At 62.3% G+C, this 13,741-nt stretch carries 16 protein-coding genes; 3 read left to right on the top strand and 13 right to left on the bottom strand.

Annotated elements, in window-relative coordinates; genetic code table 11:
- Positions 1-77: 77 nt before the first annotated feature.
- Entirely contained in the window at positions 78-965 is an 888-nt protein-coding gene (gene blaBJP / locus J6497_RS05785) for a BJP family subclass B3 metallo-beta-lactamase (protein ID WP_225703287.1), read from the top strand.
- Positions 966-987: 22 nt separating this feature from the next.
- On the opposite strand, the gene J6497_RS05780 is transcribed toward blaBJP, so the two are convergent.
- Entirely contained in the window at positions 988-1,209 is a 222-nt protein-coding gene (locus J6497_RS05780; RefSeq protein ID WP_225703286.1) for a hypothetical protein, read from the bottom strand.
- A gap of 155 nt (positions 1,210-1,364) precedes the next feature.
- On the bottom strand, positions 1,365-1,853 hold the full coding sequence (locus J6497_RS05775) for a CDP-archaeol synthase (RefSeq protein ID WP_225703285.1): 489 nt from the start codon (positions 1,851-1,853) through the stop codon (positions 1,365-1,367).
- Between the two features lie 449 nt (positions 1,854-2,302).
- Between J6497_RS05775 and J6497_RS41880 the strand changes: the two genes are divergently transcribed.
- On the top strand, positions 2,303-2,515 hold the full coding sequence (locus J6497_RS41880; RefSeq protein ID WP_376708166.1) for a DUF3775 domain-containing protein: 213 nt from the start codon (positions 2,303-2,305) through the stop codon (positions 2,513-2,515).
- Positions 2,516-2,565: 50 nt separating this feature from the next.
- Here J6497_RS41880 and J6497_RS05765 read toward each other — a convergent pair whose 3' ends face one another.
- The 4 genes from J6497_RS05765 to J6497_RS05750 form a co-directional block, all read right to left on the bottom strand.
- Positions 2,566-2,787 carry a hypothetical protein gene (locus J6497_RS05765; protein WP_225703284.1) on the bottom strand — a complete coding sequence of 74 codons (222 nt, stop codon included), beginning with the start codon at positions 2,785-2,787 and terminating at the stop codon, positions 2,566-2,568.
- Positions 2,788-3,081: 294 nt separating this feature from the next.
- On the bottom strand, positions 3,082-5,121 hold the full coding sequence (locus J6497_RS05760; RefSeq protein WP_225703283.1) for an NAD(+) synthase: 2,040 nt from the start codon (positions 5,119-5,121) through the stop codon (positions 3,082-3,084).
- A gap of 149 nt (positions 5,122-5,270) precedes the next feature.
- Positions 5,271-6,926 (bottom strand): CopD family protein, encoded by a 1,656-nt coding sequence (locus J6497_RS05755; protein WP_225703282.1) that lies wholly within the window; start codon positions 6,924-6,926, stop codon positions 5,271-5,273.
- 2 nt (positions 6,927-6,928) lie between these two features.
- Positions 6,929-7,288 carry a copper resistance CopC family protein gene (locus J6497_RS05750; RefSeq protein WP_225703281.1) on the bottom strand — a complete coding sequence of 120 codons (360 nt, stop codon included), beginning with the start codon at positions 7,286-7,288 and terminating at the stop codon, positions 6,929-6,931.
- A 340-nt stretch (positions 7,289-7,628) separates the two neighbouring features.
- Here J6497_RS05750 and J6497_RS05745 point away from each other — a divergent pair, with 340 nt between their 5' ends.
- Positions 7,629-7,937, top strand: coding sequence for a PQ-loop domain-containing transporter (locus tag J6497_RS05745; protein ID WP_225703280.1), 309 nt, complete (start codon positions 7,629-7,631; stop codon positions 7,935-7,937).
- Between the two features lie 69 nt (positions 7,938-8,006).
- Here J6497_RS05745 and J6497_RS05740 read toward each other — a convergent pair whose 3' ends face one another.
- The 7 genes from J6497_RS05740 to J6497_RS05710 all read right to left on the bottom strand — a co-directional run bounded on the left by J6497_RS05740 (position 8,007) and on the right by J6497_RS05710 (position 13,677).
- Positions 8,007-8,483, bottom strand: coding sequence for a metallophosphoesterase family protein (locus J6497_RS05740; protein WP_225703279.1), 477 nt, complete (start codon positions 8,481-8,483; stop codon positions 8,007-8,009).
- A gap of 35 nt (positions 8,484-8,518) precedes the next feature.
- Positions 8,519-9,028, bottom strand: coding sequence for a hypothetical protein (locus tag J6497_RS05735; RefSeq protein WP_225703278.1), 510 nt, complete (start codon positions 9,026-9,028; stop codon positions 8,519-8,521).
- A 593-nt stretch (positions 9,029-9,621) separates the two neighbouring features.
- A complete protein-coding gene (locus J6497_RS05730) occupies positions 9,622-10,767 on the bottom strand; it encodes an acyl-CoA dehydrogenase family protein (protein WP_225703277.1) in 1,146 nt (381 codons plus the stop codon).
- Between the two features lie 13 nt (positions 10,768-10,780).
- Entirely contained in the window at positions 10,781-11,608 is an 828-nt protein-coding gene (locus tag J6497_RS05725) for an SDR family NAD(P)-dependent oxidoreductase (protein WP_225703276.1), read from the bottom strand.
- Positions 11,609-11,622: 14 nt separating this feature from the next.
- Complete coding sequence (locus J6497_RS05720; protein ID WP_225703275.1) at positions 11,623-12,033, bottom strand: MaoC family dehydratase; 411 nt, start codon at positions 12,031-12,033, stop codon at positions 11,623-11,625.
- Complete coding sequence (locus J6497_RS05715) at positions 12,030-12,485, bottom strand: MaoC family dehydratase N-terminal domain-containing protein (protein ID WP_225703274.1); 456 nt, start codon at positions 12,483-12,485, stop codon at positions 12,030-12,032. The genes J6497_RS05720 and J6497_RS05715 overlap by 4 nt, the downstream gene beginning before the upstream one ends.
- Before the next feature lie 7 nt (positions 12,486-12,492).
- Positions 12,493-13,677 (bottom strand): lipid-transfer protein, encoded by a 1,185-nt coding sequence (locus J6497_RS05710; protein ID WP_225703273.1) that lies wholly within the window; start codon positions 13,675-13,677, stop codon positions 12,493-12,495.
- Positions 13,678-13,741: the final 64 nt, after the last annotated feature.

Below are 13,741 nucleotides of genomic sequence, written 5' to 3'. Positions count from 1 at the left end.
TCATGCTTGAGCCGGCCGCTCAAATCGCGCATCAATGTCCCTTGCCGCGCAACAAGAGAAACAAAAGGGAGGCAATCATGAGGACGCTCACAGCCGCGCTGTGCGCCCTGGCGCTGTTCGCATCCGGCGCGCAGGCGCAAACCGTCAAGGATTTTATGGCGCAGGTCACCAAGAAATGGACCACGCCGTTCGAGCCGTTTCAACTGATCGGCAACATCTACTATGTCGGCACCGACGGCATCGCCGTCTACATTATCAAGACGTCGCAGGGCCTGATCCTCATGGACACGGCACTTCCGCAGTCCACCGGCATGATCAAGGACAACATCGCCAAGCTCGGCTTCAAGCTCGGCGACATCAAGTACATCCTGAACACGCACGCACATTTCGATCACACCGGCGGCTTTGCCGACATCAAGAAGGAGACCGGCGCGCAGCTCGTTGCGGGAGAACGCGACAGGCCCCTGCTCGAAGGCGGATACTATCCCGGCGATGAGAAGAACGCCGACCTCGGCTTCCCGCCCGTGAAAGTCGACCGCGCGGTCAAGGAAGGCGACAAGGTCACGCTCGGCGATACAACGCTGATGGCGCACGCCACCCCTGGCCACTCACCCGGCTGCACGAGCTGGGAAATGACCGTCAAGGACGGCAACCAGGACCGGGAGGTACTGTTTTTCTGCAGCGGAACAGTCGCGCTCAACAGGCTAGTCGGCAATCCAACCTATGCCGGTATTGCCGATGACTACCGATCGACGTTCACCAAGGCCAAGGCGATGAAGATCGACGTGCTGCTCGGCCCGCATCCGGAAGTATACGGCATGCAGGCGAAGCGCGCGCAAATGAAGGACAGCGCGCCGAACCCGTTCGTCAAGCCTGGCGAGCTTGCAACCTATGTGGCAGGCCTCGAACAGGATTTCGACAAGCAGTTCGCGAAGCAGACGGCTGCACTCCGGAAGAGCAACTAGACGCGTCGACCTGCCGGACTATTTACAGAGCCGTGCCGCCGCCAAATTTGGACGGATCGTTGTAGCTCGGGGTGTCGTCATAGTGGACCGGCGGCCGAGGCGCTGCGAACTCCCACCCCGGAGCGGCGTAGAACGGAGCGGGCCGAACGATGACATGTCGCGGTTCGTGGTGATGATGCACCGTCTTCGCATTGGCAGATGCAGACAGCGCGATCAACAGGCCGAAGGCCAAGAAAGTACGCATTAGGTTTACTCCAATGAACCCGTCGCCGCTCTCATCCGACGAAGTGCGTTCGGGCCGCGTTCGTCCCAAGGGATCGCGGCATCACGATCGCTCACATCGACGGCATCGTCGGGGATCACGTCCAGCCGCTGGTCTCTCGCCGGTCGGCGGCGGCCTCAATAAGGCTGATCGCGGATGTGCAGCACGTACAACACGCGGGAGATCAGCAGCTCCCCTACCAGAAAAATGCCGACACCGAGGATGATGTCGACCCATGTCAGCGCTAGCGCGTTCTGACAGGCCACCAGGGGCAACAGCGATTCCGGAATCTGGTCCAGCCCAATCGCCTGGGCGCTGGAGGGCAGTTTGAGACGACGCTTGATGAAGCTCGAGATGATATCCCCGAGCATGGCAAGGCATGCCACCAGAGCGCCCGTGGCGACGCTCACTCCAAATGCCGGCGCGGCCGCTGCGGTGACAGCCACGGCAAGGACCACACCTCTGATCGTCTTCGATGGCCCCAGGAGCGGGCGGCCATCAACGAAATCCACTCCGGCATCCAGAGGGAACGCCAAATGGGACCCAAACAGTCTCTTCGCGATGACCGGCGTACCGTTCGCGAAAGTCAAGAGCACGAGCGATTGCAGGATTGGCCAAAGGTCCATCTCAGTATCTTGCGCCACCACACGGCAGGTCGGGTACGGAGGATAGACGCGCTGCAACCGGCAATTCAACCTTCGCCGCTGCCACGATCGACTTGCGAACGGGGCCGGGTGTCGGAGCAGCTGACGACACTCTGATAGCCTCTCGCGAAACTTGCGCCCACGGCTCGCCGCCGGGTTTGACGCGCATCAATGGCATACCATCACAGAGTGGCTAGTCATTGACGGTCCCAGCGAGGAGTCTGCCATGAGCCCAATACCGCAACTTACCATTTCCTCCGCGAAGGTGGCAGCGATCCTCGCGAAGGCACGGCAGTTCGACGTCAAGGATGCGGTGACCGACCCGGCGCCCGCCTCCAACCCGAGCGACGACGCCATGCTCTCGGTCCCTCGAGGATCATCGCGACGATCCCGTCCGCGGCGAACTGACCGCAATCATCCGCGGCCTGAACGTGGACGAGCAGATCGACCTCGTGGCCCTCGCGTGGCTCGGTCGCGGCGATGGCGAACTCGACGAGTGGGACGACCTTCGCGCCGAGGCGACTCACGCGCACAACAAGCGTACGGCGGAATATCTCCTGGGAATGCCGTTGCTCGGCGACTATCTGGAAGAAGCCCTGTCGCAGTTCGGGCATTCCGTGGCGGAATTTGAACAGCCGCTCTAGACCGACGCCTCAGACCGGCAACCGCGCAATGGCAATGGAGGCGCCACCCGTCAGTGGTGGCGTCCAGTCGCGACGGCCTTGCGCGGCGTTGGCGCATTACCCTGTCCGTTGTGATTGGGGCCATGCTGGGGATTGGCGGCCGTCGGCAGCTCGACAAGCGTGTGACGCTGCGCCTTGGCGTCGAACACGGTCACATAAAGCTTCGGATGTCGCTTCTTGATCGCGATCGCGGCCTTCTCGGCGGCCTCGTAGCTCTCGTGCTCGGACTTCAATTGCCGATCGACGGCAACATGAAAAGGCTTGGTGAGCTGTGGCTTGATCGATTTTCGGGCCGAACTTGCGACGTCATTGGTGATCGGCGTTCTTACCGGCCCGACTCGAGTCGAAAAACCTGTTTTCCGTGAGGAACCGCGTTGCTTGCTCCTGGGCATTGGTTGACCTTCTCAAAAACGTGCCGGCATCTACGATGCGGAAACCTTCGTACAGCGCATTTCCGCTATCAGGATGTTGAGCTCGGCCAATAACAACGCAGATCAGCCCCGGCGGTGCCTATCGATCTACCGTCATCAGGCGGGCGGAACGTTTCGTTCCAGATCCTCCAGCCATGCCGCGGCGCTGGCATCGGAGGGCGCGCGCCAATCGCCGCGAGGCGACAGGGAGCCCCCCGCCGAGACCTTGGGACCGTTTGGCATCGCGGAGCGCTTGAACTGGCTGAAAGCGAAAAATCGTCGCAGGAACACCTCGAGCCAGCGCCTGATCTCGGCAAGCTGATAGGCTTTGCGCCTGTCGGCTGGAAACGCGGCTGGCCATTCGCCCTTGGTGACATCGTTCCAGGCATGCCAGGCGAGGAACGCGATCTTCGACGGCCGGAAACCGAATCGCAGCGTATAGAAGAGATTGAAGTCCTGCAGTTCGTAAGGTCCCACGGCCGCTTCCGTGCTCTGCGGAGTTTCGCCGGCCTGGACAGGCACCAGCTCGGGCGAGATCTCTGAGGCGAGGATGGCGCTCAGCGTGTTAGCGACTTCATCGTCGAATTGTCCTGTCGCGATCACCCAGCGGATCAGATGCTGGATCAACGTCTTCGGCACGCCGGCGTTGACGTTATAATGCGCCATCTGGTCGCCGACACCATAGGTGCACCATCCGAGCGCCAGCTCGGAGAGATCGCCGGTGCCGATCACGATTCCTCCGCGATAATTGGCAAGGCGGAAGAGATAGTCGGTCCGCAACCCCGCCTGCACATTCTCGAAGGTGATGTCATAGACCGGTTCGCCCCGCCCTGCGGGATGATCGATGTCGCGGAGCATCTGTGTAGCCGCCGGGCGAATATCGAGCTCGCCGGCGCTCACCTGCAGCGCCTGCATCAAGGCCATTGCATTGGCCTTGCTCGCGCTCCCGGTCGCAAAGCCAGGCAGCGTGTATGCAAGAATGTTCGATCGCGGCAGTCCGAGAAGATCGATTGCCTTGGCGGCAACAATCAGGGCATGCGTGGAATCGAGTCCACCCGAGACGCCGATCACCACCCGCTTCGAGCCGATGGCCCGCAGCCGCTGCACCAGGCCGGCGACCTGAATGTTGTAGGCCTCGTAGCAATCCTGGTTCAGGCGGCCCTGGTCGCTGGGCACGAACGGAAAACGCTCCACCTTCCTCGCAAATCCGATGTCCGTCATCGGAGGCCGCAGCGAGTAAGTTATCTTGCGATACGCGCCGGCGCTCTTCTGCCTTCGATTGTCGTCGAAGGTGCTCATCAGGGAGCGTTCCTGACGCAGCAGGTCAAGATCGATGTCGGCGATCGTGATCTGCCCGTGCTGCCGAAAGCGCTCACCCTCCGCCAGCAGCACGCCATTCTCGAAAATGGAGGTCTGGCCATCCCAAGCCAGATCAGTGGTCGATTCCCCGATTCCCGCTGCAGCGTAGACATAGGCGGCAAGACAGCGCGCCGAGCAGGATCGCGACAAAAGATCACGCGAAAGCGCCCGACCGATCGTGATCGGACTGCCGGAGAGATTTGCGAGCACGGTCGCCCCGGCCAATGCGAGTTCCGCCCCCGGCGTCACGGGAATCCACATGTCCTCGCAGATCTCGATTCCGATGGTCAGTCCCGGAACGTCATCCGCCTCGAAGAGCAGATCGACGCCGAAGGGAACGCGAACGTCGCCAATCGTGATCTCCAGCCCGGTCAATCCAGCGCCGGAGGCAAAGTGACGGGTTTCGTAGAACTCCCGGTAGGTCGGCAGGTACGTCTTGGGAACGACGCCGAGAATGCGGCCACGATGAATGACGACCGCGCAGTTGTAGATCCGTGCCCCATGGCGCAGTGGCGCGCCGACGATCAGGACGGTCATCAGTTCGGCCGACGCTGCCCGAACATTCGCCAGCCCCCGCTCCGCCGCATCGAGCAGCGGATCCTGCATGACCAGATCTTCGATCGCATAGCCGGACAGACACAGTTCGGGAAATACCGCGGCTGCCACCGACTGCCTGTGACAGGCGTTCGCAGCCTCGATGATCGCGGCTGCATTGGCCGTCGGATCTGCCACGCGGGACACCGTGACGCAGGCGGCGACCCGGGCGAAGCCGTGGCGGTAGATCGAATGGAAACTCATGTGGCTTGGCTCCGTCTCGCGAGATCCAATTGCAAGACAACTTCCTGGTCGATGCGGCGAGGTCAAGTCATCTCAATTAGTCCAGTCTATTCAAACCCAGCGCCGTGCCAAGCAACCGATCGCCGCGAACGTTGAATTGCCGTTTTAGGTCAAGCCTCCCGATAATCGAGCAGGATCAGCCCGACGAGGACGAATGCCACTGGCCAGATCCAGGAGGCGATCCGGCTTGCCTTGCCATCGAGACGCAGCTCCAGCCAGCGTGCCCATCCGGCGAGGATGCCGCATAGCGCTAGCGGCGTGTGGCTCATCTCGATCAAGAGCTGGTCCTTGATGTTGGCGATGGCGTGGGAATGGGTGAGCAGCAATGCCCCGCCGATCGCGGTGGTCAGCGGAAACACCAGGGCCGCCCTGCTGTTCTTGAGCCCGCCGACCTGCACCCGCCACTCGAACAGACCAAATATGACGATCAGCATCACGAAGATGCGATGCTGCGCGATCTCCGGATCGCGCAGCGATTCGAAAAAGCCGAACTGCCCCAGCGGCCACGCCGCTTCGTCGGCACGGAAAAACAGGAACATTGCCATGGCAAGGAAGAGCAGCGGCCAGTGCCTCGCCCATCGGGCCCAACGAAAATGGGCGATCAGAGCGAGAAGGCCGATGAGGGCCACGAAGATCCCCGCCCAATGGTGATTGAATTCCGACCAGGCAACATCCGCTGCGTTGCGAGGCAGGATCGTGCCCTCGCCCGGGACATAGGCCAGCGGCGCCGTCGTCCGCTCTGCATCAGCCGCAGCGATTTTCGCCTGCAATTCTGCGACGGTGAGCTTGTCGTAGCTCGGGCTTGATAGGCGGATCGGAAATTGCGGCGTGAACCGCTCGACGATCTCGGACCAGCTCACCCGGTCCTGCGCGAGATCAACGCCCGGCGGCAGCGACGTCAGCGAAGCCGCGGCAAAGATCACAGCCGCGCCGATCCCGATCTCCACCTCGGCGAACCGCTTCAACCGTATGATCGGAGTTGAAGCATCGCGGCGCAACCGGTCGACGGTAAAGAAGTTGAAGGCGCCGAGCCCGAGCAGCATCAGCAGTAGGCAGACCTTCGCGCTCACCATGACCCCGTAGGCGGTGCCGTAGATCGCCTGGAAGGAGCCGACATAGCCGATCGACATCACGATGCCGCCGACAAGGATGGCGGCCACCGAAGCCATCGACATCGCGGAATAGCGCCGTGCGATCAGCTTCCAGTGAGCCGGATCGTGACAGCGGTTAAGCGCTATCAGGAAGCAGGGCAGACCCCCGATCCAGACTGCGGCACCGAGCATATGGAGCCCGCCACAGACGAGGTAGGGCCATCGCAGTTCGAGACGGCTCGCTGCGTGAGTGACCGAAAGCTGTGCGATCAAGATCAAGGCCGCGAGGCCAACAAGAAGGAGAAGACGTGATGTTTTCCACGACGTTCTTGCGAGAAGGCCGATGAGGAAGGCACAGGCGGCGATCACCAGGTCCGCTCGCACGAAACCAGCTCCGGCGGCCTCCGCCCACGAGAGCTCGAGCGTGCCGACAAGTGCGAAGGCATTGAGTACGAGAGAGCAAAGCGTGAAGATCCCCAAGAGGAAGGAGCTGATGAGGAGAAATGTCCGACAAAGGTTGCCAATCTCGGCGCTCTCGGGGGACAGCCAGGTGTCGAGCGGTCGCAGCAGCACAAGCAGGAACGCAAGCGTGCCGAGCGCGAAAGTCTGGCTCATGAGAATCAGACCGCGCAGAACGACGGACAGGAAGCCGAAAATATCGACAAACAGCGACAAGGCTACCGCACGGTGAACGGAATATCGCCGCGTGTGATGTGCCCGTCGACGCTCAGCACCTGCCAGCGCAGACGCCAGACGCCGGGACTGAGACCTTCCGCCTTCGCATCCAGGACATCGGCCGCCGAGTCGGCTGCCGGTGTGAGCCGCTGCTGTATCCCGCTCGGGCCGACCAGCATCACTTTTGAACGATCGTGGTCAATCCGGCTATTGAACTGCAGATGGATCGGCACATTGCCCGCAGGCATGACCGCATCGGCCGCGGGCGACGACTTGATCACGATGGCGTGTGCGGTGGCTTCTTGGAAGGAAAGCAAGAGCAGGATCAGTGCCGAAAACGGTAGTGGAATTCTGTGTCTCATGCGCCGCGATTGTCCGTGAGGAGAAGGCATGTATTCATTCGACGATTCTCACGAGTTGGCTGGTAACGGTGTGTGCGAACCGGCTCACAATATCGCGACTGTTTCGTTGTCAAGCGCATTCCACCGGTGCGTCTGCGGTGCACTCCGCTGGTGAGCCGTCGCCGGCGGCAAGCCGCACTTCATTACGGATGTAGTCGCTCAGTCCGCGCACGTCATGATCCGGTAGCAGCGCTAGCCAACATTTCCGAAAGCACAGGGATCGACAAGCGGCGCACCGCAAAGCCGACGGAGCGCCTTATGAAGAGCTCTATTTGAGATCGGACAACAGCTAGGTGCACGAATGACGCCTTCGGACATAGCGTACTACCTGTTCACGATCTTCAACGCTCTGCGGCTCATTTCCTATCTGCCGCAGATCTACAAGATCGCGCATGATACCAATGGCGCCTCAGCCATTTCCTATTCGACCTGGTTTCTCTGGATTGCTGCGAACGGATCAACAGCCGTCTACTCCTTCTCCAATCTCGGTGACATCACCATGGGTTTGACCAACGGCTTCAACGCACTGTGCTGTGTGATCGTAGTCGCGCTGACGGCGTTCAAGCACCGCCAGTCTCATTCGCAGGTCAGGCCGAACTGCAAGAGTTGACCGCATGCGCGGCACGCCTGGCGTCCGCGCGTCCCAAGCGCGCCTCAATGCCGCAGGCCGTGTCGGCTGTCACTCCGTGCGACCAAGGTGGTGAATGAATGGCCGAAGGCGGCTTGCCGTCAGCTCTAAAGTCGCCAGAGTGATAGGCAGCCTGAAACGCCGCGGCCCAGCACTTCCAGGATTGAGATAAAGCACCCCATCAACCGTCTCGATGCGGGGTTGATGCGAGTGGCCCGAAATGACCACCTCAATTCCGCGCGAACCGGGATCGAGCCGCAGTTCGTGCACATCGTGCAGGATGTAGATGGACCGCCCGCCGAGCCTTACCGTCCGGGTGCCCGGATAGTGCTCCGCCCAGTCGCCGGTATCGACGTTTCCTCGGATCGCAGTCACAGGCGCAATCCGACGAAGGCCGGCAATCACGTCTGGGCTACCGATATCGCCGGCGTGGATGATATGCGCGACACCGTCGAGTTGCGCGTCAATCTCGGGACGCAGCAGGCCGTGGGTATCCGAGATGACCCCAATCTTGACCACTGCGTCCATCTCTCTCGGTGGGATGCCGGCCATTCAAGTGGGGCTCACTGATGAGGAGAGCTGTCCTCAGACTTGGAGATGAGAGCCGGTTCATCCAGAAGAGCCGGCTGTGGCTCCGGCCGCATAGATTTGAGCAGTGCCCTTCTCTGCTCGCTCGCATCCGGATTCTCGCGCAGAGCGGCCACGGCGACGTCGATACGGCGGCCCAGGTCGACCTCCGCGGTCTGCGGACGGAATGCGCTGCCAGCCCTCTCGCGCTGCGCATGGGCAATCTCGTTCCGAACCGTCCATGGCAGCGCCAAGAGACAGGCAAACGATGTGCCGAGCAGGAGCGTGCCGACCAGGGTGGCGGCAAACGCGATGAACAGGCGCCGTCGGCTTGGCGCCAGCGAGATGGCATCGTCATCGAAACGCGGCGGCAGTGGCGGTACATCCTCGTCGTCCCAATCGATTGGAGGCTGCTGCCACAATGGGCGTGGAATCTCGGCGACCGGGATCGGAGGGTAGGACTGAGGATACCCGCGAAATCGCTTGATCGATTTTTCGACGGACATTGTCTTTGACCTGCGGTCGATAGCCGGAATCCAGCCCTGGGAAATCGCCGGCCACTCTTAGAACCCGGCAGAGAACCCATCATAACGTGGACGCCCCATTCTTGTTCCTAATTGAATCCGGGAAGGCCAGCCGTTCGCCTTTAGCACCATCCGACACACCGTCCGTCGCATGCGCGCGAAGCTGGATCTTCCGAAGACCTTCACATTCGACGCCCGCCCTCATGATGGAAAGCGGAGCTTGAGGAGGCCGAGCGGGCGGCCAGGGGCGCGCATTATCGGCTGACCGAACACGGCGGAGCTACGCCGGCTGCGCGAAACGCACCGAGAAGCACATCGCCGACACCACCGATTTAGGTGAGCAATATCAACTGGCTGGGCCAGGAGGGATCGAACCTCCGAATGGCGGACCCAAGATCAGCTTGACTACTCAACGACCTCAGCCGCTCGAACTTCCGAACCGTGTCTTGAGCCGCGCGTCAGGTGCGCCGGACACGCGCTCGCGCTGGACCATGAAAGGACGACCTTCCATCCCGTTCTCCGGACAGACTACGCCCTCGTCATAACACGTGCCGTTTGCACCGGTGATCTAGCTACTACAGTGACCGCGCAATCAAGAGCTTCATGATCTCGTTGGTGCCGCCGTAGATCTTCTGGATGCGGGAATCGATAAAGATGCGCGAGATCGGGTATTCCTCCATGTAGCCGTAGCCGCCGTGGAGCTGCAGGCATTCGTCCGCCGTCTCGACCTGTTTCTGCGAGCACCACCATTTCGCCATCGACGCGGTGACGGTGTCGAGGTCCTTGGCAATCAGGCGTTCGACGCACCAGTCGACGAACACGCGCGCGATCATCGCTTCCGTCTTGCGCTCGGCGAGCTTGAAGGCGGTGTTCTGGAATTCGAGCAGCGGCTTGCCGAACGCGCTGCGCTCCTTGGTGTATTGCGAGGTCAGCTTGATCGCGCGTTCCATCGAGGCGACCGCGCCGATCGCCAGCGCCAGCCGCTCCTGCGGCAATTGCTGCATCAATTGCACAAAGCCTTGACCTTCCTCACTGCCGAGCAGGTTCTCCGGCGGCACAACAACGTTGTCGAAGAAGAGCTCCGAGGTGTCGGAGGCATGCAGGCCGATCTTGTCGAGGTTGCGCCCGCGCCGGTAGCCTTCGGCGCCCGCAGTCTCGACCGCGATCAGCGAAATTCCCTTGGCGCCAACCTCTCCGGAGCGCGCGACCACGATGACGAGGTCCGCTGCCTGGCCGTTGGTGATGAAGGTCTTCTGGCCATTGATGACGTAAGAATTGCCCTGCTTTTTCGCTGTGGTCTTGACGCTCTGCAGGTCGGATCCGGTGCCGGGCTCGGTCATGGCGATCGCACCCACCATCTCGCCGCTCGCCATCTTCGGCAGCCAGCGCTTCTTCTGCTCCTCCGAGCCGTAGTTGAGGACGTAGTGGGCGACAATGGCACTGTGCACGGAGATGCCCGTCGTGACCTCCGGTACCGTGCTCTCGATGTCATCGAGCACCGCGGCATCATAGGCGAAGGTAGTCCCTAACCCGCCGTAAGCCTCCGGCACACTGGGCAAGAGCGCGCCCATCTCACCGAGCGCACGCCAGGCGAAGCGGTCGACCATTTTCTGCTCGCGCCACTTCTCGGCGTGCGGTGCCAGGTCCTTGGTCAGGAATTTCCGGAACTGGTCGCGGAACGTATCCAGTTCCTCGGTCATCCAGGACGATCGGTATTTCATGAAGCCCCCGCTGTCAGACGATGAGGCCGCCGCCGGCAACGACGACCTGGCCGCTGATATAATTGGATTCCGGACTGCAGAACAGATAGACGGCATCGGCTGCCTCTTCCGGCGTGCCGCCGCGGCCGAGCGGGATCATCCTTGCCATCATCTCGAGCATCTGCGGCTGCACGCCGACCTTGATGTCGCGTCCCGCGACGTCGATCGTCTTCTGCTGCGCCTCGATCGGCTGCGTCAGGCGGGTGTTGATCAGGCCGAAGGCAACGCAATTGACATTGACCTTGTAGCGGCCCCATTCCTTGCACAGCGTTCGAGTCAGGCCGGCCAGCGAGGCCTTGGCCGAGGAGTAGCTCGCCTGTCCGGCATTGCCGTAGAGGCCAGCGATGGAGGAGATGTTCACGACCTTGCGGAACACCTCGCGCCCCTGTTCCGCTTCCTTCTTGGCAAACACCCGGATCGGTTCGGCAGCGGCACGCAGGATGCGGAACGGTGCCACGAGGTGCACGTCCAGCATCGCCTGGAACTGCTCGTCCGTCATCTTCTGGATCGTGGAGTCCCAAGTGTAGCCGGCATTGTTGACGATGATGTCGAGCCCGCCGAATCTTTCCAGCGCAGCGCCAATGAAGCGGTCGGCAAAGCCCGCCTCCGAAACGCTGCCGTTCACCGCGACCGCGTCGCTGCCAAGCCCCTTGATCTCGGTGGCCACGGCATCGCCCGGCTCGGCATCGAGATCGTTGACGACGACTTTCGCGCCCTCGCGCGCGAGCTTGAGCGCAATCGAACGCCCGATGCCGCGGCCGGAGCCGGTGACGAGCGCGACCTTGCCTTGCAGCCTTGCCATGTGCATGTCCTTCATTAGAGCGCGACGACGGCGCTGCCTTCGAGTTTGACCTCGCCGCGCTCGTCTTTGGTGGTCAATGCGAGCTTCGCGCGGCGCTCGCCGTTCTCCTCGAACAACTCGGCCACAGTGCCCTCGCAGGTGAGCCGCGCACCGAGCTGGGTGATGGCCACGAACCGCGTCGCGAACGCGCGCAGCCGCGCCGGCGGCACCGCATCCGTCAGCGCCTGGCCGAGACAGGCCATCACCAGCATGCCGTGGGCGAACACGTCAGGGAATCCGGCGTTCCTGGCGAAGTCGATATCGACATGGATCGGATTGTGATCGCCTGAGGCGCCACAATAGAGCGCAAGCGTATGGCGGGTGATCGGCGGGAACGTCTTGTCGACGAGGCGGTCGCCGACCTTGATCGCACTGATTTCCGTCATGACGCCACCTGATTGCGCACCACGACCGTGCGCGAGGTGTCGGCGACATGCACGCCGTTCTGGTTGGTCACCTCGCATTCGATGACCATCACTGTCAGCGCGCCACCCTTCTTCTCCGTGACGGCGGCAACCCGCGGGCGGAAGGTCAGGACGTCACCGACCGCGACCGGCGCGCGATAGACGAAGCTCTGTTCGCCATGCAGCACGCGGGCGAGATCAATGCCGAGCGCCGTCAGCATTTCGAACGGCTCCTCGGCATCCATCATTTCCAGGCAGAACAGGTAAGTCGGCGGCACCGGCGTTGCTGCGAACCCGGCCGCGCGCGCGGCCGCCTCATCGCGGTAGACCGGGTTGGTCTCGCCAAGCGTGTTGAGGAAGTAGCGCAGCCGACCCGGCTCCACACGCGCAGTGACGGGCGTGAAGCGATGGCCTACGGCGGATTGATCGACCATGGCCGGATCAATGACGCTGGTAGAGCGTGACGACGCAGGCGCCGCCGAGGCCGAGATTGTGCTGCAGCGCGAGCTCCGCGCCCTCGACCTGCGTCGGGCCGGCCGTGCCGCGCAGCTGCCGCGTCAGCTCGTAGCACTGCGCAAGACCCGTAGCGCCGAGTGGATGGCCCTTGGACAACAGCCCGCCGGAGGGATTGGTCACGATCCGGCCGCCATAGGTGTTGTCGCCGTCGTCGATGAACTTCGCCGCCTCGCCTTCGCCGCAGAGCCCCAGCGCCTCATAGGTGATGAGCTCATTATGGGCAAAGCAGTCGTGCAGTTCGACCACGTCGAGATCTTCAGGCCCGATGCCTGCGCTTTCGTAGACGCGCTTTGCCCCGGCCCGCGCCATGTCATAGCCGACCAGGCGCATCATGTCGCCGGCTCCGAAGGTCGAGGGCGTATCGGTGGTCATGGCCTGCGCCGCGATCCGCACCGTCTTGGCAATGCCGTGCTTGTCGGCGAAACGGTCCGACACCAGCACCGCCGCGGCGCCACCGCAGGTCGGGGGACAGGCCATCAGGCGCGTCATCACCCCGGGCCAGATCACCTGATCGTTCATCACGGCATCAGCGGTGACTTCCTTGCGGAAGATCGCCAGCGGGTTGTTTGCGGCATGGCGGCTCGCTTTCGCGCGCACCTTGGCGAAAGCGTCGAGCGGCGTGCCGTATTTCTGCATGTGGGCGAGGCCCGCCCCGCCGAAATAGCGCAGCGCAAGCGGAATGCCGGGCGCGTCGATCAGCCGGTCCGCCGCCGCGTCGAATTCCTCGAACGCGCTCGGGCGGTCGGTGTAGACGCTGCCGAGCGCGCCGGGCTTCATCTGCTCGAAACCAACCGCCAGCACGCAATCCGCCGCGCCGCTTTCGATCATCTGCCGCGCCATGAACAGAGCGGTCGAGCCAGTCGAGCAGTTATTGTTGACGTTGAAGATCGGAATGCCGGTCATTCCGACCTGGTAGAGCGCGCGCTGCCCGCAGGTCGAATCGCCATAGACGTAGCCGACATAGGCCTGCTGGATCACGTTGTAGTCGAGCCCCGCATCGGCCAACGCCAGTTTCGTCGCTTCGGCACCCATCGCGTGGTAGGGCGCGCTGGCGCCCGGCTTGGCGAAGGGGATCATGCCGACGCCGGCCACGATTACCTCGGACATCACTTCCTCCGAATAAATTACCCATTGGACTTTTTGTTACCCATGGGTAACATTACAGTCCATCGTC

The sequence above is a fragment of the Bradyrhizobium cenepequi genome (assembly GCF_020329485.1).
In the GTDB taxonomy this organism is placed as follows: domain Bacteria; phylum Pseudomonadota; class Alphaproteobacteria; order Rhizobiales; family Xanthobacteraceae; genus Bradyrhizobium; species Bradyrhizobium cenepequi.
Note: the sequence above shows the minus strand (reverse complement) of the source record. Positions and strands in the feature narration are given on the sequence as shown.